Source organism: Pseudomonas sp. XWY-1, assembly GCF_002953115.1.
GTDB lineage: Bacteria > Pseudomonadota > Gammaproteobacteria > Pseudomonadales > Pseudomonadaceae > Aquipseudomonas > Aquipseudomonas alloputida.
Genome location: NZ_CP026332.1, coordinates 1,353,578 through 1,371,839 on the forward strand (window position 1 = coordinate 1,353,578; position 18,262 = coordinate 1,371,839).

General features: G+C 61.2%; 15 protein-coding genes and 3 tRNA genes. 8 read left to right on the plus strand and 10 right to left on the minus strand.

What is annotated here, in order from left to right:
* The first annotated feature begins 51 nt into the window (after window positions 1–51).
* Window positions 52–801, plus strand: a complete 750-nt coding sequence (locus PRJ_RS06410; RefSeq protein ID WP_104886574.1) for a hypothetical protein — start codon at window positions 52–54, stop codon at window positions 799–801.
* Between the two features lie 71 nt (window positions 802–872).
* Here the strand turns inward: PRJ_RS06410 and rimO are convergent, their stop codons facing one another.
* Window positions 873–2,204, minus strand: coding sequence for a 30S ribosomal protein S12 methylthiotransferase RimO (gene rimO, locus PRJ_RS06415; protein ID WP_064492880.1), 1,332 nt, complete (start codon window positions 2,202–2,204; stop codon window positions 873–875).
* A gap of 235 nt (window positions 2,205–2,439) precedes the next feature.
* Here rimO and PRJ_RS06420 point away from each other — a divergent pair, with 235 nt between their 5' ends.
* A complete protein-coding gene (locus PRJ_RS06420; protein ID WP_104960962.1) occupies window positions 2,440–4,350 on the plus strand; it encodes a potassium transporter Kup in 1,911 nt (636 codons plus the stop codon).
* Window positions 4,351–4,398: 48 nt separating this feature from the next.
* Here PRJ_RS06420 and PRJ_RS06425 read toward each other — a convergent pair whose 3' ends face one another.
* From PRJ_RS06425 to PRJ_RS06445, 5 genes are all read right to left on the minus strand, one after another.
* Window positions 4,399–5,691 carry a virulence factor family protein gene (locus tag PRJ_RS06425; RefSeq protein WP_064492882.1) on the minus strand — a complete coding sequence of 431 codons (1,293 nt, stop codon included), beginning with the start codon at window positions 5,689–5,691 and terminating at the stop codon, window positions 4,399–4,401.
* The gene (gene mprF, locus PRJ_RS06430; protein WP_104960963.1) at window positions 5,691–8,333 is read right to left on the minus strand and encodes a bifunctional lysylphosphatidylglycerol flippase/synthetase MprF; all 2,643 of its coding nucleotides are present in this window, start codon (window positions 8,331–8,333) and stop codon (window positions 5,691–5,693) included. Before mprF ends, PRJ_RS06425 begins: the two co-directional genes overlap by 1 nt.
* Window positions 8,334–8,594: 261 nt before the next feature.
* Window positions 8,595–8,671: transfer RNA gene (locus tag PRJ_RS06435), tRNA-Met, on the minus strand.
* A 134-nt stretch (window positions 8,672–8,805) separates the two neighbouring features.
* A tRNA-Met gene (locus PRJ_RS06440) sits at window positions 8,806–8,882 on the minus strand.
* A gap of 134 nt (window positions 8,883–9,016) precedes the next feature.
* Window positions 9,017–9,093: transfer RNA gene (locus tag PRJ_RS06445), tRNA-Met, on the minus strand.
* 221 nt (window positions 9,094–9,314) lie between these two features.
* On the opposite strand from PRJ_RS06445, the gene dinB reads away from it, so the two are divergent.
* A complete protein-coding gene (dinB, locus tag PRJ_RS06450) occupies window positions 9,315–10,373 on the plus strand; it encodes a DNA polymerase IV (protein WP_162497235.1) in 1,059 nt (352 codons plus the stop codon).
* A 26-nt stretch (window positions 10,374–10,399) separates the two neighbouring features.
* Here the strand turns inward: dinB and PRJ_RS06455 are convergent, their stop codons facing one another.
* The 3 genes from PRJ_RS06455 to PRJ_RS06465 all read right to left on the minus strand — a co-directional run bounded on the left by PRJ_RS06455 (window position 10,400) and on the right by PRJ_RS06465 (window position 14,533).
* The gene (locus tag PRJ_RS06455; protein ID WP_014589989.1) at window positions 10,400–11,353 is read right to left on the minus strand and encodes a hypothetical protein; all 954 of its coding nucleotides are present in this window, start codon (window positions 11,351–11,353) and stop codon (window positions 10,400–10,402) included.
* 20 nt (window positions 11,354–11,373) lie between these two features.
* Window positions 11,374–13,089 carry a proline--tRNA ligase gene (locus tag PRJ_RS06460; RefSeq protein ID WP_014589990.1) on the minus strand — a complete coding sequence of 572 codons (1,716 nt, stop codon included), beginning with the start codon at window positions 13,087–13,089 and terminating at the stop codon, window positions 11,374–11,376.
* A gap of 160 nt (window positions 13,090–13,249) precedes the next feature.
* Entirely contained in the window at window positions 13,250–14,533 is a 1,284-nt protein-coding gene (locus tag PRJ_RS06465) for an OprD family porin (protein WP_019438836.1), read from the minus strand.
* A gap of 691 nt (window positions 14,534–15,224) precedes the next feature.
* Here PRJ_RS06465 and PRJ_RS06470 point away from each other — a divergent pair.
* Together PRJ_RS06470 and PRJ_RS06475 are read left to right on the plus strand one after the other, a co-directional pair.
* Window positions 15,225–15,644: an HIT domain-containing protein gene (locus PRJ_RS06470; protein ID WP_014589992.1), complete on the plus strand. Its 420-nt coding sequence runs from the start codon at window positions 15,225–15,227 to the stop codon at window positions 15,642–15,644.
* Window position 15,645: 1 nt separating this feature from the next.
* Window positions 15,646–15,852, plus strand: coding sequence for a SlyX family protein (locus PRJ_RS06475; protein WP_010952361.1), 207 nt, complete (start codon window positions 15,646–15,648; stop codon window positions 15,850–15,852).
* A 121-nt stretch (window positions 15,853–15,973) separates the two neighbouring features.
* On the opposite strand, the gene PRJ_RS30565 is transcribed toward PRJ_RS06475, so the two are convergent.
* The gene (locus PRJ_RS30565) at window positions 15,974–16,567 is read right to left on the minus strand and encodes a cold shock domain-containing protein (protein ID WP_104960965.1); all 594 of its coding nucleotides are present in this window, start codon (window positions 16,565–16,567) and stop codon (window positions 15,974–15,976) included.
* A gap of 281 nt (window positions 16,568–16,848) precedes the next feature.
* Between PRJ_RS30565 and PRJ_RS06485 the strand changes: the two genes are divergently transcribed.
* From PRJ_RS06485 to PRJ_RS06495, 3 genes are all read left to right on the plus strand, one after another.
* On the plus strand, window positions 16,849–17,322 hold the full coding sequence (locus tag PRJ_RS06485) for a Dps family protein (protein WP_010952363.1): 474 nt from the start codon (window positions 16,849–16,851) through the stop codon (window positions 17,320–17,322).
* Window positions 17,323–17,533: 211 nt separating this feature from the next.
* Window positions 17,534–17,863: a ribbon-helix-helix domain-containing protein gene (locus tag PRJ_RS06490; RefSeq protein WP_064492886.1), complete on the plus strand. Its 330-nt coding sequence runs from the start codon at window positions 17,534–17,536 to the stop codon at window positions 17,861–17,863.
* A 94-nt stretch (window positions 17,864–17,957) separates the two neighbouring features.
* Entirely contained in the window at window positions 17,958–18,179 is a 222-nt protein-coding gene (locus PRJ_RS06495; RefSeq protein ID WP_003254776.1) for an FmdB family zinc ribbon protein, read from the plus strand.
* Window positions 18,180–18,262: the final 83 nt, after the last annotated feature.

Consider the following 18,262-nt stretch of genomic DNA (forward strand, 5'->3'; position numbering starts at 1 on the left):
ACTAGGCTGGGTAAGTCTGGCCATGCTTCCCGAAAGAGTACTGAGTTGCAAATGAGACCCACGCTCCCTCTTTTCGCCTGTTTGCTCTCGTGCACCTGCGTGTCGGCGCTGGCCGATACCTTCAGTGCCGCCATTGGCATGGATTATTCAAGTGGCGACTATGGTACCGGCACCACTTCGGAAATCTGGTATGTGCCGGTAGTCGGCAAGTATGAGAGCGGCCCCATGACCTACAAGGTTACCGTGCCTTGGTTGCGTATCACCAACCCCGAAGTCGGCCCCAATGGTGACCCCTTGCCCGGTGGTTGCCGAGACGTGGAAAGCGGGTTGGGTGACACGGTTGCCAGCGTCGCCTATGCACTGCTCGATGGTAGTGACGGCGGCCTGATGCTGGACCTGATCGGCAAGGTCAAATTCCCTACCGCTGATGAAGACCAGTGCCTGGGCACCGGCCAGTACGACTACACCACCCAGGTCGACATAGCCAAGGGCTTTGGCCCGGTCACCGGTTTCGCGACACTGGGTTGGAAGAAGTTCGGTGACCCGCCCGATAGCGACTTCGATGACCCGGTATTTGCCAGTCTCGGCTTTGCCCTGCCGGTGGCGGTCGGTACTTCGGCCGGCGCCTCCTACGATTGGCGGCAGAAAGTGGTCTCGACCGGGGCGCAGATCAAGGAGCTTACCCTGTTCCTCACCCACAAGCTCAACCAGCAGTGGAAAGTCCAACTCTATGCAGTCAAAGGCTTCTCGGATGCCAGCCCGGATGCCGAGGGCGGCCTGATGCTGTTCCACACGTTCTGACAAAAAAGCCCCTGCGCCGGTCATTCTCTATGGAGAACGCCGGGGCAGGGGCTTTGCAGGCTTCAGCCGTTTTAGATGGGTTCAGCCCACAGGTCGTATTCGTCGGCATCCACCACACGGCAACGCACTTTGTCGCCTGGCTTGAAACCATGGTCGCCATCGATGAACACGCTGCCGTCGATTTCCGGTGCATCGAAGAAGCTGCGGCCAACCGAACCTTGTTCTTCGACTTCGTCGATCAGCACGTCGATTTCCTTGCCGATGCGCAATTGCAGGCGGGCAGCACTGATGGCCTGCTGGTGGGCCATGAAGCGGTCCCAGCGCTCTTGCTTGACGTCGTCCGGTACTTCTTCCAGGCCCAGGTCGTTGGCCGGGGCGCCTTCTACCGGCGAGTACTGGAAGCAGCCCACGCGGTCGAGCTGGGCTTCGGTCAGCCAGTCCAGCAGGTACTGGAAGTCTTCCTCGGTCTCGCCCGGGAAGCCGACGATGAAGGTGGAGCGGATCACCAGCTCAGGGCATTGCTCGCGCCAGTTCTTGATGCGTGCCAGGGTGCGGTCTTCGAAGGCCGGGCGCTTCATCGACTTGAGCACTTTCGGGCTGGCGTGCTGGAACGGGATGTCCAGGTACGGCAGGATCTTGCCGGCAGCCATCAGCGGGATCACGTCGTCAACGTTCGGGTAAGGGTACACATAGTGCAGGCGTACCCAGGCGCCCAGGCTGCTCAGTGCTTCGCACAGCTCGAGCATGCGGGTCTTGACCGGGCGGCCGTTCCAGAAGTCGGTCTTGTACTTGACGTCGACGCCGTAGGCGCTGGTGTCCTGGGAAATCACCAGGATTTCCTTGACTCCGGCCTTGACCAGGCGCTCGGCCTCGCTCAGTACTTCACCCACCGGGCGGCTGACCAGCTTGCCGCGCATCGACGGGATGATGCAGAAGCTGCAGCTGTGGTTGCAGCCTTCGGAGATCTTCAGGTAGGCATAGTGGCGCGGGGTCAGCTTGACGCCCTGTGGCGGCACCAGGTCGATCAGCGGGTTGTGGTCCTGACGCGGCGGTACCACTTCGTGAACGGCGTTGACTACCTGCTCGTACTGCTGCGGGCCAGTGACCGACAGCACGCTTGGGTGCACGTCACGGATGCTGCCTTCTTCGACGCCCATGCAGCCGGTGACGATCACCTTGCCGTTTTCCTTGATCGCTTCGCCGATCACTTCCAGCGATTCGGCCTTGGCGCTGTCGATGAAGCCGCAGGTGTTGACCACCACCACGTCGGCGTCCTCGTAGGTGGGTACGACTTCATAGCCTTCCATGCGCAGCTGGGTGAGGATGCGCTCGGAGTCGACCAGGGCTTTTGGGCAACCCAGGCTTACGAAACCTACCTTGGGGGTGGCGGGCGTGGTGGACATGACTAACCTCGGTATTGAATGCAGGTCGCCCGGCCGGAATCGGGGGCGAACTTGACGGGCGCTTTTGGCGCCTCTGATCAAAAAGTGCGCAATTCTAGCGAGCGCAAGGGCGCTTGACCAGCAGAAATACGACGAACGCTGCGCTATGCTTCGCGCCGTTGTACCGGGGTACCTTCCAGGGCCTGGTGGCAGACTGATTACCAAGGGCCGTGATGGCCGTTTGCGGGAGTGGTCGATGGTTCAGGCAAGCAGTCACGCTGAGAGCGGGCACGAGGGGAAGCAGGGGGCATCGCGGGCGGTGGGCCTGCTGGTGGCGGCGGTCGGGGTGGTTTATGGCGATATCGGCACCAGCCCGTTGTATACCCTCAAGGAAGTCTTTACCGGCGGCTACGGGGTGTCGGTCAACCATGATGGCGTGCTGGGGATCCTCTCGCTGATCCTGTGGTCGCTGCTGTGGGTGGTTTCGTTCAAGTACGTGATGTTCATCTTGCGCGCCGATAACCAGGGGGAGGGCGGCACCATGGCGCTGACCGCACTGGCGCGGCGGGCCACGGCGGCGTACCCGCGGCTGCGCACACTGATGGTGATCTGTGGCTTGATCGGCGCTTCGCTGTTCTATGGCGACAGCATGATCACCCCGGCGGTGTCGGTGCTGTCGGCGGTGGAGGGCGTGGGCCTGGCCTTCGACGGTATCGACCACTGGGTGGTGCCAATTTCGCTGGTGGTGCTGGTGGCATTGTTCCTGGTACAGCGGCACGGCACCGAGAAAATCGGCAAGCTGTTTGGTCCTATCATGGTTACCTGGTTCCTGGCGCTGGGCGCGCTGGGTGTGCATGGCATCTCGCAAAGCCCGGAAGTACTCAAGGCGTTCAGCCCGGTCTGGGCAGTCAATTTCTTCGTGGTGCACCCTGGCATCGGCGTGGCCATTCTCGGCGCGGTCGTGCTGGCGCTGACGGGGGCCGAGGCGCTGTACGCCGACATGGGGCACTTTGGCCGCAAGCCGATTGCCCGGGCCTGGTTCATCCTGGTGCTCCCGGCGCTGGTGCTCAATTACTTTGGCCAGGGTGCATTGCTGCTGCAAAACCCGGAGGCCGCGCGCAACCCGTTCTACCTGCTGGCGCCGGGCTGGGCGCTGCTGCCCTTGGTCGGGCTGGCCACCATGGCCACGGTTATCGCCTCGCAGGCGGTGATTTCCGGGGCCTTCTCCTTGACACGCCAGGCCATCCAGTTGGGCTATATTCCGCGTATGCACATTCAGCACACTTCAAGCGACGAGCAGGGGCAGATCTACATTGGTGCGGTGAACTGGACGCTGATGGTGGGCGTGGTGTTGCTGGTCATCGGTTTCGAGTCGTCAGGCGCCCTGGCGGCTGCCTACGGGGTTGCGGTGACCGGTACCATGCTGATCACCACCGTCCTGGTGTCAGCGGTGATGCTGCTGCTGTGGAAGTGGCCGCCGCTGCTCGCAGTGCCGATTCTGGTCGGCTTCCTGCTTGTCGACGGGCTGTTCTTCGCCGCCAACGTGCCGAAAATCGCTCAGGGCGGTGCCTTCCCGGTGTTGGCCGGTGGTGTGTTGTTCCTGCTGATGAGCACCTGGAAGCGCGGCAAGCAGATTCTGGTCGAGCGCATCGATGAAGGGGCGCTGCCATTGCCATTGTTCATCAGCAGCATCCGCATTCAGCCACCGCACCGGGTCGAGGGTACGGCGGTGTTTCTGACTGCACGCTCCGATGCCGTGCCGCATGCGCTGTTGCACAACATGTTGCACAACCAGGTGCTGCACAGCCAGGTGGTGCTGCTGACTGTGGTCAGCGAGGACCGGCCCCGGGTACCGGAACATGAGCGTTTCGAGGTGGAAGCCTATGGCGACGGATTCTTCCGGGTGTTGCTGCACTTTGGGTTCATGGATGAGCCGGACGTGCCTGCCGCGTTGAAGCTGTGTCATCTGGATGGCCTGGACTTCACGCCCATGCGCACCACTTACTTCCTCAGCCGCGAGACGGTGATCGCGTCACGGCTGGAGGGGATGTCGCGCTGGCGGGGCAACCTGTTCGCGTTCTTGCTGAAGAATGCCAACGGCAACTTGCGCTTCTTCAACCTGCCGTTGAACCGGGTGATCGAGCTGGGGACCCAGGTCGAGATCTGAATGGGTTTATACAGCAGGCTCAGGGCCGCAGAGCGGCCCTGAGCCTTGTCAGTTCTGCTCAGCTACGCTGGACTTGCCTTGGCGCGTTTCGATCTCGCCAATCAACCGCTTGGCGAGTGCCGGGTAGTTCTCGTCGAAGTGGTGCCCGCCAGGCAGTTTCAGGCGCTCACCTACTGCCGTCTTTTCCGTGCAACCGCTCTCGTCGGTTTCCTCGACGCCATATACGCACACGACCTTGGACGCCGGCAGCTTGGCCATTTCCGGCCCGGTTGGCGCTTCCTGGCCTTCCTTGCCCAGCCAGCCCTCGACCTCGATCTCGAAGCTGCCACTGCGCGCAAAGGCTAGCAGCATCACCGCATCGATACGCTGCTGGTCCTCGACGGGCAGGCGGTTGTAGATCGCCGGCAGCACGTCGGCGCCGAACGAATACCCGGTCAACACGAAGCGCTTGGTACCCCACTTCTGCCGGTAGTGATGCATCAGCTCGGAAAGGTCGGCGGCGCTTTGTTCCGGGGTCTTGTGCTGCCAGTAGTAGCGCAGCGTGTCGATGCCCACCACCGGGTAACCCAGCTTGGCCATTTCCCCGGCCACGTCGCGGTCCAGATCGCGCCAGCCGCCATCACCAGAGAGGAACAAGGTAACCGTGTCTGTGGTTTGCCCGGCCGGCACTTCGACCACCGGGATGGCCAGTGCGTTACCGTCGCGGCCGACCAGGGCTTGGGTCAGTTGCGCCTTGAGCACTTGTGGCAAGTGGATGTCGTAGTCGCTGATGCTGGTTTCGGCGTTGGCCTGGTCGCGCACGAAGGCGGCGCTGGCGTCATCCGGGTTGTCGTTCCAGGCGACGTTCCAGTGGCCATGGGCAGCCGATTTGGGCAGCGGTGCCTGGCAGTCAGGCTGTTCGAGGGTGAAGCCCACGGAAATGGCCCGCGCCTTGTCATCGTTCTGGCTGGCCAGCCAGCGCCAGGCCTGGGCGGCACCGGGACCGATACCGGCGACCAAGGTCGGTTTTTCCTGCAGTTGGTTCAGCGCCTGGTCCATGGCCTGTTGCTGCTTGCTGCAGTCGCCAGGCGGCAGAATCACCTGCACCAGCTGGGCTTCACCGGCCTGGCTCAGGTCGAGCAATTGCTTGCCCGTCAGTGCCTGGTCTTGTGGCACGCCGATGGCCACCCGGGCCTTGGGGTGCACGCCAGGGGTAACACGGGTGATGCTGGTGTCATTGATGCTCAACTGTTCCAGGCGCGCCTCGGGGGCCGGGCGCGTCCACAGCCAGAAGGCCAGCGCACCACCCAGGGCGGCCAGCAGCAGGGGAACCAGCAGGTACAACCAAAAGCGTCGGGTCATCAGCGTTTCACCAATCCAGTCAGGCCGCCTGCAATCAGGGCGGCGGTGTCGGCCAGTGCCACCAGCGGGTCGAGCCCGGCTGGCACGGCCATGTAGCGGGGTTCCCAGTCCGGCTGGAACTTGTCCTTGAAGCGTCGAAGCCCCTGGAAGTTGTAAAGCTGTTCACCACGGCGGAACACCAGCGAACCCAAGCGTTGGGTCAAGGGGGCGCCGCGCCTTGGTTGCAGGCCGGAAAGCGGTACCATGCCCAGGCTGAAACGCCCGTAGTCATGGCTTTTGTAATGCAGGATCAAGCCGATCATCATGAATTCCATGGTCAGCTTTGGCGCTTCGGGGTGCGCACGCATCAGGTCGAGGCTGGCCAGCTCGTTTCCATGGGTTTCCAGCAGGTTGGCGAAGGCTACCGGGCGGCCCTGGAAGCGAATCAGGGCTATGCGGAAGTGCTGCAGGTAGTCTGGGCTGAAGCGCCCCAGCGAGAAGCCTTTCTCGCGCACGTTCTTGCCGCCGAGCCAGGCGTCGGAAATTTCCTTCAGCTCAGTCAGCGGGGCGTGGCCGGGCTCATGGATCTCCAGGCTCAGGCCATCGCGTCCGCCGCGGTTCCAGGTGTAGCGAAGGTCTTTCATCTCCTTGCCTTTGGCTTCAAGGTCGAAGCGGCGCAAGTCGACCCGGGCTTCTTCACCGAGCTTCAATGCGGTCAGGCCGATGTCCATGTAGAACGGCAGGTTCTCTGCGCGCACCTGATAGAACACGGGGCGTGCGTGGTGCAGGTCGCACAGGTCGCGGAACTGCCAGATCATCTCGGCGCGTTCCTGGGCCGGGCCTATCGGGTCGTACAACGCCACCAGGCTGCGGCCGCGCCGGGCATACATGAGGAACGCGTTACCACGCGGGTGGAACAGCAACGCCTTGTCGCCAGTCAGCGCCAGACCACCGTCGGGCTGGTCGGAGGCCTGCAGGATACGGTTGGCGCGTTGCAACTCTTCTTCGTCAGGCAGGTGGATCACGGGCGGCGCTGTACGCAGCAGCCACGTCAGTGCCACGGCAGCCAGCAGCAAGGCACTGCCCATGGCGGCGCGCAGGCCCCGTGGCGCATCGGCATCGAGGGTGAACTGCCACCACAGCTGATGGCTGTAAGGCACATCCTGGTAGGCGAACAGCAGAAGCCACACTGATGCGCCCACCGTACAGGCGCTGGCCACCAGGAACACCGGCGAGAAGGGCAGCTCCAGCAGTCGGCTGGGGCGATAGAACGAGCGGCGGAACAGCGCGAGCAGGGCGGCGGTAAAGGTCAGCAGGCAAGCCTCTTCCCAGTCAAAGCCCTTCAACAGCGACAGCAGGGCGCCGACCAGCAACAGCACGGTGGTCAGTAGCCAGGCGGCGGACAGGCGCCGGCGCAGGCCTTGGGCCAGCAGCAGGCAGAGCACACCGATCAGGCTGGCGCCGAAATGAGAGGCATCGATCAGCCGGTGTGGCACCAGGAAGCCCATATGCTCCAGGCGCGTATCTATCTCGGGCGTGGCACCGGAAAACAGCAGCACCACGCCGGACAGGAACACCAGGATCGACAGGATCGGTGCGGCCAGACCAGAAGCGGCCTTGATGGCCTGTTGCGCAAACAGCAGGCGTCGGGCTTCATTGGCCAGCAGCAACACGCAGGCCAGCAGCAGTGGCAGTACCACATAGATCAGCCGGTACAGCAGCAAGGCTGCCGCCAGCGGTGCGGCACCGAGCTGGTCGGCAAAGGCCGCCAGCAGGATCGCTTCGAACACCCCGACGCCGCCCGGTACGTGGCTGAGCACGCCCGCAGCCAAGGCCAGCAGGTACACCAGCACGAACGCGCCGAAAGGAGGGGCTTCGGGCAGCAACAGGTAGAGCACGGTGGCAGCCGCCGCCACATCCAGCGCGGTAATCAGCAATTGCAGGGCCGCCAGGCGTGCATCCGGCAGGCGAAGTGTGCGCCGCCCCAGTTGAACGAGCAGGTTATTGGCCGCCGGTTGCTCGGCCAGGCGTCGGCGGTACAAGCCAATTACCAGTAAGACAGACACCACCAGCACGGCGCTGGCAACAGCTGCCAGCAGGCCGGGCGCCAACCCCAGCGCTGTCGAGGCCGCCGGCAGGTTGCTCAATGTCGCCAAGGCGGCCAGGGGCGGCAGCGCGCAGCCCAGTGACAGGCTGGCAAACACGGTCATGCGTGCGACTTCGCCAGCACCAAGCCCTTGCCGTGCGTACAGGCGATAGCGAACCGAGCCGCCAGAGAGCATCGACAGGCCGATGGCGTTGCCGATGGCAAAGGCGCTGAAGCCGCCCAGTGCCAAGCTGCGTGCTGGCAGTTTCACGCCCGCATAGCGGCTGGCCGACCACTCGTAGCCCAGCAGGATCACAAAGCCGATCACCGTTGCCAGCAAGGCGCCCAGCAATGACTGGGTCGGCACGCTGAGCATGGCATCGTGCAAGGCATAGATGTCCAGCTCGCTCAGCAGGTGACGGCAGGCAATCAAGGCCATCGTGAACAGTAGCAGGGTCACCATCAGGCCTATGGGCTGGCGGTAGCGACTCAGGCGTTCGAGTAGGGGCAGGCGCTGCACCGCACCGGGTAGCGCCGTAGCGAGTGGCACCGGAGGTTCGGGATTGTGCGAAGTCATGAGTTGCCCCGGGCATGCAGCGCGAGGTGAAGGAAAGGTGCGGCCAAGTGAAAGTCCCTTTGGAAAACGTATCCAATGTTACTCCGGCCTCAGGCGTTTGCAGCGGCTTGGCAGGGTTAAAGATAGTTCATCCTGGACACGACATCTCACGCCTGCGGGTTGGCATGAGGGGAGGGAAAATCGAGGCGACGAAAGTCAGGGAGGTATAAAGCAACAAACCCCGCGCTGCTTTTACACAGGCGGGGTTTGTTCTGACGAATATGGTTGCGGGAGCCGGATTTGAACCGACGACCTTCGGGTTATGAGCCCGACGAGCTACCAGGCTGCTCCATCCCGCGTCAGTGGGGCGGATTCTACAGTGTGTGGTTTTTATGTCAAGCGCTAGGCTTTGATTTGTCGAAGTTTTTTCGAAAATGCTTATCTGCAGACAAAGAAAAAGGCCACTGTGTTAACAGTGGCCTTTTCTTGAATCTGGTTGCGGGAGCCGGATTTGAACCGACGACCTTCGGGTTATGAGCCCGACGAGCTACCAGGCTGCTCCATCCCGCGTCATTGGGGCGGATTCTACAGCGTGTAGTTAATATGTCAAGCGCTAGGCTTTGATTTTTCGAGGTTTTTTCGAAAAGGCTTTTTTACGGGCAAAGAAAAAGGCCACTGCGTTAACAGTGGCCTTTTCTCGAATCTGGTTGCGGGAGCCGGATTTGAACCGACGACCTTCGGGTTATGAGCCCGACGAGCTACCAGGCTGCTCCATCCCGCGCCTGTGAGATCGAATTCTACGGATTTACGCACTGATGTCAAGCAATTGTTTTGGAAAAACCTTTTTTGTTCAAACCCTTAGCGCTCCATAACAGTGTACAGCTCAGTCACGGCGGGGCTTTCAGGCCGATTATCGTGTAGCAAAGCAGGTGAGCTGTTTCAGAGCAGGGTGCATGCGATACTATCTGTATGAATTTACAGTGCTGACGGTCGTCCATGTCCTTGCGCAAGATCATCCACGTCGACTGCGATTGTTTCTACGCTGCGATCGAGATGCGTGACGACCCGCGCCTGGCCGGTCGCCCCATGGCGGTGGGGGGCTCGCCCGACCATCGCGGGGTAATCGCCACCTGCAACTATGAAGCGCGTGCCTATGGTGTGCGCTCGGCCATGTCATCGCGGCATGCGCTGAAGCTTTGCCCCGATCTGTTGATCGTCAAGCCGCGCTTCGAGGCCTACCGTGAGGCCTCGCGGGAAATCCACACGATCTTTCGCGACTACACAGAGCTCATCGAGCCTTTGTCCCTGGACGAAGCCTATCTGGATGTCAGTGACAGCCAGTGGTATTCGGGCAGCGCCACGCGCATTGCCGAGGATATTCGCCGGCGTGTTGCCCGTACCCTGCATATCACCGTGTCGGCTGGGGTGGCGCCTAACAAGTTTCTGGCCAAGATCGCCAGTGACTGGCGCAAACCCAATGGGCTGTTCGTGATTACCCCAAATGAAGTGGAAGCGTTCGTTGCAGCCTTGCCGGTGGCCAGGTTGCATGGGGTGGGTAAGGTGACGGCCGACAAACTGACGCGGCTGGGCATCGAAACCTGCCTGCATTTGCGTGAGTGGTCACGGCTGGCATTGGTGCGTGAGTTCGGCAGTTTTGGCGAGCGGTTGTGGGGGCTGGCGCGGGGGATTGATGAGCGTGCGGTGCATAACGACAGCCGACGCCAGTCGGTGAGTGTGGAAAACACCTACGACACCGACCTGCCAGACCTGGCCAGTTGCCTGGCGCGGCTGCCAGAGCTGCTGGATAGCCTGAACGAACGTATCGCCCGAATGGACAGCAGTTACCGGCCAGACAAACCGTTCGTCAAGGTCAAGTTCCATGACTTCAGCCAGACCACCATGGAGCAGGCCGGGGCGGGCCGGGACCTGGAGAGTTATCGGCAATTGCTGGGGCAGGCGTTCGCCCGTGGCGGCAAGCCGGTACGCTTGCTAGGGGTAGGGGTGAGGTTGCGTGACTTGCGGGGCGCGCATGAACAGCTGGAGCTGTTCCCGCCCAAATGAAAGGGGCTGCAATGCAGCCCCTTCTGTCAATGCACGCCTGGATCAGCCACCAACCGGCCAGTGGCCTTGGTCAGCGACTGCAAGAATTCCTGCTGCAGCTCCGGATCGTTGCGGGTCAGCTCGATCAGGCTCTGTTCCATTTCACTGGCTTCCTCTTCAAGGCCCAGTTCGGACAGGCGCTTGACCCGGTGCACCCACTGGCCGACATCATCATCTTCGAGGTCATCGAAGATCAGCTCATGGGCTTCGAGCAGCTTATTGCGCAGAGTAGCGCTGACCAACAGGCTGGCATCGCCTCGTACCGCATTGTCCTCGTCAAGTACTTGCAGGTGCAGGGTACCGACGTGGTTGAGGTTCTGCTCGGAGAACGGGCTGTCGAGCAGGTTCAGGCGCAGCACGCCGTTGCGGTCGGTGGTCAGCTCGTGGGTCATCTTGCCGGCCTTGACCTCGACCAGGCGCTCGCTCCAAGGCAGGCTGATGGATTCCTCGCGCTTGCCTTTCTGCACTTCGCTGATCCCGGCCAGGTTCTGCTGGGCGCGGCCGTTGGATGGCACGTTCATGAACGGGTTGAGCCCATCCACGCCATAGCTGAGCCAGTCGTGGGTGATACTTTGCGGCAGGTTACCCAAGGCGAAGACGTTGACCACATTGGCGCCGACACCCGCCACCACGGCCACTGCACCCAGCGGGATCTCGTAGATCTCCCGCCAGGGTTGGTAAGGCGTATAGCGGTCATAACGACGGGTCACTTCGAATTCGGTGACTTCGAAGCGCTTTTGCTCATGCACGCGCACACGTCGCTGCGGAAGCTCCATCACCTTCGGCTCGCCGACATCGATCTGCAGGGTATGCTCGAGCAGTTTGCGCTCGACGCGCTCCTCATGGTCGCTGCGCTGGGACATCTGGTTGGCGCAGCCGCTGACGAGCAGGGCGCCGCACAGTGCGGCGCCCCCAAGGGTAAAGGTACTTCGCTTGTACATGATCACTCGTGCATTGGTTATCAGCGGCGAACGCGGGCCTGCAGGAAGGTCAGCACTTCATTGAGCGGCAACGCCTGGGCGTCCTGCTCGGTGCGGTGCTTGTACTCCAGGTTGCCTTCGGCCAGGCCGCGATCGCTGACGACGATGCGGTGTGGGATGCCGATCAGCTCCATGTCGGCAAACTTGATGCCTGGGCTGGTCTTCTTGTCGCGGTCGTCCAGCAGCACTTCATAGCCGGCGGCAGTCAGTTCGGCATACAGCTTGTCGGTTGCTTCGCGGACCACGTCGGTTTCGTAGCGCAATGGGACCAGGGCAATCTGGAACGGAGCCAGGGCGTCGTTCCAGATGATGCCCTTGTCGTCATAGCTCTGCTCGATGGCAGCTGCAACCACACGGGACACGCCAATGCCGTAGCAACCCATCGACAGCACGACCGGCTTGCCGTTCTCGCCCAGCACCTGGCACTTCAGCGCCTCGCTGTACTTGGTGCCCAGCTGGAAGATGTGGCCCACTTCGATGCCGCGCTTGATAACCAGGGTGCCCTGGCCGTCCGGGCTTGGGTCGCCTTCGACCACGTTACGCAGGTCGGCAACCTGTGGCACCGGCAGGTCGCGCTCCCAGTTGACGCCGAAGTAGTGCTTGTCGTCGATGTTGGCGCCGATGCCGAAGTCGCTCATCAGGGCAACCGAGCGGTCGATGATGATTTCCAGTGGCAGGTTGAGCGGGCCGAGCGAGCCGGCACCGGCGCCAATGGCGTCGCGCAGTTCGGCTTCGGTGGCCATGACCAGCGGGTCGGCAACCTGCTCCAGCTTGGTGGCCTTGATTTCGTTCAGTTCGTGGTCGCCACGGACGATCAGGGCAATCAGCTTGCCCTCTTCGGCACCGCGTACGATCAGGGTCTTGACGGTCTTTTCGATCGGCAGGCCGTGGTTTTCCACCAACTGGGCGATGGTCTTGGCGTTCGGGGTGTCGACCAGGCGCAGCTCCTCGGTAGGGGCAGGGCGCACGGTTTCACGCGGGATGGCCTCGGCCTTCTCGATGTTGGCGGCGTAGTCGGAGCTGTCGCTGAAGATCACGTCATCTTCGCCAGACTCGGCCAGCACGTGGAACTCGTGCGAGTAGCTGCCACCGATCGAGCCGGTATCGGCCTGCACAGGGCGGAAGTCCAGGCCCAGGCGGGTGAACACATTGGTGTACGCCTGGTGCATGCGATCATAGGTTTCCTGCAGGGAAGCCTGGTCGGCATGGAACGAGTAGGCGTCCTTCATGATGAACTCGCGGCCACGCATCAGACCGAAGCGCGGGCGGATCTCGTCACGGAACTTGGTCTGGATCTGGTACAGGTTGAGCGGCAGCTGTTTATAGCTGGACAGCTCGTTACGGGCCAGGTCGGTGATCACTTCTTCGTGGGTAGGGCCGACGCAGAAGTCACGCTGGTGGCGGTCTTTCAGGCGCAGCAGCTCAGGGCCGTATTGCTCCCAGCGACCGGATTCCTGCCACAGCTCGGCGGGCTGGATGCTCGGCATCAGCACTTCCAGGGCGCCGGCGGCGTTCATTTCCTCACGCACCACGGCTTCGACCTTGCGCATTACCCGCAAGCCCATCGGCAGCCAGGTGTACAGGCCGGAGGCCAGTTTGCGGATCATGCCGGCACGCAGCATGAGCTGATGGCTGATGACCACTGCGTCAGCAGGGGTTTCTTTCTGGGTGGCGAGCAAATATTGACTGGTGCGCATGGTTAGCCGTGTCGATTGCCTAAGACGTTGAAATAGCCCCGCATTGTACGGGGGGGAAACGAAGGCGTACAGGATGCCCCAGGGCGTGACACTTGTCAGCCAAGAAAAAGCCCGGCGTGATTGCCGGGCTTTTTCAGGTGCGGGGCACTGCAAGCCAGGCTTACAGGATGCTCAGCGGGTACTCCACGATCAGGCGCAGTTCGTCGATCGATGGGGAACCGTAGTACACGCCATCGCCCGAACGGTAGGTGGCCTGACGTACGCGGAAGCTCAGGTCCTTGGCCGGGCCGCTCTGCATCACGTACTTGACGTCGATGTCGCGTTCCCATTCCTTGCCGCTGTCGGTGGTGCGGGTGGTGGCACCGGTACCGCTAACGTAGCGGGTCATGAAGGTCAGGCCAGGTACACCGAACTCGGCGAAGTTCAGGTCGTAGCGCGCTTGCCAGGATTTTTCGTCTTCGGCGTTGAAGTCGGAACGGGCAACGGAGTTGGCCAGGAAGACGGTGCCGCCACCGTCCACGCCGTAAGCGTAATCACCGTCGCCGCTGACTTTCTGGTAGGCCAGGGTGAAGGTGTGGGCGCCAACGTTGTAAGCGGCCGACAGGCTGGCTGCGATGTTGTCCAGCTCATTGGTGCCGTCGGACTTGCTGACGTAGGCGCCGGTCAGGTTGTTGCCAATCGACTTGGTGTCATAGATGTTGAAGTCGAACACCAGGCCTTGCTTGTCGCTGATCGGCAGCGCCCAGTTGATGTTGCCGTACCACTTGCGGAAGTGATCTTCGATACGCGAGTAGTAGACGCTGGTGCTGAGGCTGTCGGTAATGGCGTAGGTGCCACCAAAGACGTTGGCTTCAGTCAGGTTCAGGCTGTCGTGGTAGGTCTGAGCCTGGGCGTTGAGTGCGGTGAAGTGACCGGCATGCAGGGTCAGGCCATCGATTTCGTTGCTGGTGATCAGGCCGCCTTCAGCCACTTCCGGCAGCAGTCGGCTGTCGTCGGTAGCCAGTACTGGCAGGGCGGTGAACTGGTCGCCGAACTTGAGCACGGTGTTGGAAATGCGCATTTTCACTGCGCCGCCGCCTTCGGAGTAGTCGTCTTGCGAGCGACCGTCGGCACCTGTCGGGAACAGGCCGGTGCCGGCGCGGCCTTTGCCGCTGTCCAGCTTGAGGCCCAGCATGCCGATGGCGTCGACACCGAAGCCTACGGTGCCTTGGGTGAAGCCCGATTCGAAGGTGCCGAGGAAGCCAAGGCCGGTTTCTTCAACGCGGCTCTGGGAGCCAGGCGCGTTGTTACGGAAGTCACGGCTAAAGTACAGCATGCGGGTCTTGACGCTCAGCTTGCTGTCTTCGATGAAACCTTTGGACTCGTCCTGTGCCGAGGCCATTGCCAACTGCGAGGTCCCTGCCGAAACGGCCAGGGCGATCATGCTCCACTTCATCACGCGCATCGTGATTTGCTCCTTTGGTTTTTAGGAAGAGTACCGCTGCGTCCAAGTCTTTTAGTTATATGGGGCAGCTCTTTCTTTTTATGTCGGCGAAAATGTATAGCACGCAGACTGTTGTTGGCGATATGGCTATAAGCACTCTTTGCGGAACTTTTTCACCGTGTCGCTTTTAAGTATTTCCATGTCGCAAATCACGCCCCGGTTCAGGGGCCGTATAACCTCAGCGCTGTTCCTGGCACCGTAACGAATCTGTAACTGCCGATTCCGGTTGAGGAAACTCCCTGGTAACCCATGTCGCTGTTGTTATTTGTCGCGTACACCTGCTACTGCAGATGTCGTGCCGACTTGGCGTGAAGGGAATGCAACAAGCGTGCTCAAAATTCGCAACAGTTCATGAAATTTTCACAAAACCTGCTACCGAGGGTCGGAAAGTCCCGTAAATGCGGGACGAAGGCTGCTTGTGTGATTTATGCGATCGAGAATCATTAGAAATTAAAAACTTGCCTTTAGAGTCAAAGTGTTACCGCAACTTGTTCATCCAGCATCGTTTGTGGGGTGGTCAGTGTGGGGAGGGCGGGCAGGTGGCCTCATTTTGGTGCGAAAAGTAGCGCTGTGTTACCGGGAGTGTGCAAGGTATCCTTGCTGGCCTGTTTTCCGCCTGAAGCGGGATGGTATTGCCTGAAGGAGATATGCCGTGTTCGTCCTCGATTCGCGTTTGCAGCAGGATTCGCTGGTGTTGGGAGAGTTTCCGCTGTGCCAGTTGCTGCTGAGCAAGGATGCCAATTACCCATGGTTCATTCTGGTGCCCAAGCGCGCTGGTATCAGTGAGCTGTTCGAGCTGGATGTGGCAGAGCAACAGCAGTTGTGGCAGGAAACCACCTTGTTGGCAGAGGCGTTGAAGGCCAGCTACGGGGCCGACAAGATGAACGTGGCTACGTTGGGCAACGTGGTCAGCCAGTTGCACATGCATGTGATTGTGCGCCAGCGCGACGACGCTGCATGGCCGGCACCGGTATGGGGCAAGTGTGCGCCTGTGGGCTACACCGATGATCAACTGCAAGCTGTTCGCCAGCGTCTGCGCGGGCTACAACTTGCTGGATACCAAGAGGCCTGAGATGACACTGGAAATGCGGATGGTCGAACTGGAAACCCGTCAGGCGTTTCAGGATGACACTATCCAGGCGCTGAATGACGTGGTGGTGGAGCAAGCGCGGGTGATCGAGCGGCTGCAATTGCAGATGGCCGAGCTGATCAAGCGTCATGAAGAGATGGTTGGCCAGTATGGCAGCGAAGGGGAAGAGGCCCCGCCTCCTCATTATTGAGTTGTTCCAGGCTGCTATCGCCGGCAAGCCAGCCCCCACAGGTATGATGCTGCCTTCAGGTGCAGCACGGTCCTTGTGGACGCTGGTTTGCCGTTGATAGCGTCGGCCGGTCAGCCGTTGGTCAACGGCGGTTTACTGCAACCACGTCTTCGGCCTGCAGGCCCTTGTCGCGGTGCATCACCGAAAACTCCACGCGCTGGCCTTCGACCAGAATGCGGTGGCCCTCACCGCGGATGGCCCGAAAGTGCACGAAGATGTCATCGCCCGAGTCTCGGGAGATGAAACCAAAGCCTTTCGATGTGTTGAACCATTTGACGGTGCCGGTATCACGGTTGCCAGCATCTTGTGCCATATGTTGAGTGCCGCGTGCCTTGCGCGGGCTGCGGGCAAAGCCCACGGCCAGATGCACGGCCACGGCCAGCGCCGCACACACCAGGGCTGCCAGGTTGCCCATTTCGGGGCGGGCCAGTAGCGTCAGGGTCTGCAGCACGACGGCGACTACCAGCAGGGCGCAGGCCAGGTGCTGCAGTTGTTGCCGCGCGCCGCGATGATACAGTGGCACGACCGGGGCCAGCACAAGGTTGAGCAGGCCGAGCAGGGCCAGGTAGACCGCGTCGGGTTGTTGCAGGAAGGGTGTCGCATCGGTTTTCAGGCTGGGTATGAGCGATAGCAGCAAAGCTGCCACGCCCGTCACCAGATGGACGATCTTGAACATGGGGTTGGCTCACTGTTGATAAGGCCGATCACAGGAAGAGCTGGCAGCACGGTGCGCATGAGATATAGAGCGCGAACACGTGGCAGGCCAGCCTATGCACCCGGCAATGACAGTCCGCACGGGTGGCACAGTGCCTATTTAACAGTAAAGCCGCAGCCTACTCAAACCGCAGGCCGCCCAGTGGGCAATGTATTGCGCCATGTCACATGCGGCATGCAACAAGTGTTGCTACAGTGGTCGGCACCCGCTTGAGTCTCAAGCCTTGTGGAAAGGGGAGCTTCATGGCAATCGATATCGGTATCAGCGAAGAAGATCGCAAGTCCATCGTCGATGGGCTGTCCCGCCTGTTGTCGGATACCTACGTGCTGTATCTGAAAACCCATAACTTTCACTGGAACGTCACCGGCCCGTCGTTCCGCACCTTGCACCTGATGTTCGAAGAGCAGTACAACGAACTGGCGCTGGCAGTCGATTCGATCGCCGAGCGCATCCGTGCCTTGGGCTTCCCGGCACCGGGTTCGTATGCATTCTATGCACGGCACTCGTCGATCAAGGAGGAGGAAGGCGTCCCCCCGGCAGACGAGATGATCCGCCAGCTTGTTCAGGGGCAGGAGGCCGTGGTACGCACTGCGCGCAGCATTTTCCCTGTGGTGGACAAGGTCAGTGACGAGCCGACCGCCGACCTGCTGACGCAGCGCATGCAGGTTCACGAGAAAACCGCCTGGATGCTGCGGGTACTGCTCGACGACAAGTAACCGTTGCTCAAGGCGGAAAGCTTGCGCAACCCCTGTGGGAGCGGGCGTGCCCGCGAACACCGGCGCAGCCGGTGCCATCCACCGCATTGCCTGCTCCCACAGGCTCCGCCTGGCACTCAGGTATTTGCGAAGGAACATTTTGCCGCTGCTTTAAGCTCGCCCGTCAGCGCTTCATAGGTCACCTGGTACCTGTGACGAGGAAGTGTGGCGCATGATGCAAGCGAACAAGCGTATGGCCGGCCAGGGCAGCTGGCCAGGAAAACAGTGCATCGACCCGTTCAAGGCGGACTTCGACATGTTGCAGACGCAGCCGGTGTCACGTTCCGTGCGGCTCAACGGCTTTTCTACCTGTCTGCGCCTGGAGGCTGTCTACTGGGGTATCCTTGAGCGCATCGCCGCCGCCAACCGTTGTTCGGTCAGTGCCGTGTTGTCCTACGTGGACCGTGAGGTGCACCTGCGCCAGGGCGGAGTGCGCAATTTCAGCGGGCTGATCCGGGTAATCTGCGTGGCGTGGCTGCAGGACCCGCCAAGTGCGCGCTGATCGCCAGGCGGGCTGCGCAGTGCTTGCTAACCATATATAATCCCGCTTTTTGCTGCCCCCCGGCAGCCAGCGTTATGGTTGACGAGAGACACCCATGCCCCTTTATGACTATCAATGTGCGTCCTGCGAGCACCGCATGGAAGTGCTGCAGAAGATCAGCGCCGCGCCGCTGACCGATTGCCCGGCCTGTCAGGCGCCGGCACTGAAAAAGCTGCTGTCGGTGCCAGGCTTTCGCCTGAGCGGTAACGGTTGGTACGAAACCGACTTCAAGACCGGGGCGAAAAAGAATCTGGCAGGCGGCGACAAGGCCGACTGAGTTGAATGCTGTGACCGGGTCTTGCAGTATTAGCCCTCCGGGCGGCCAAGGCCTCCACCGAATACACGAATCACGAGAAGCGA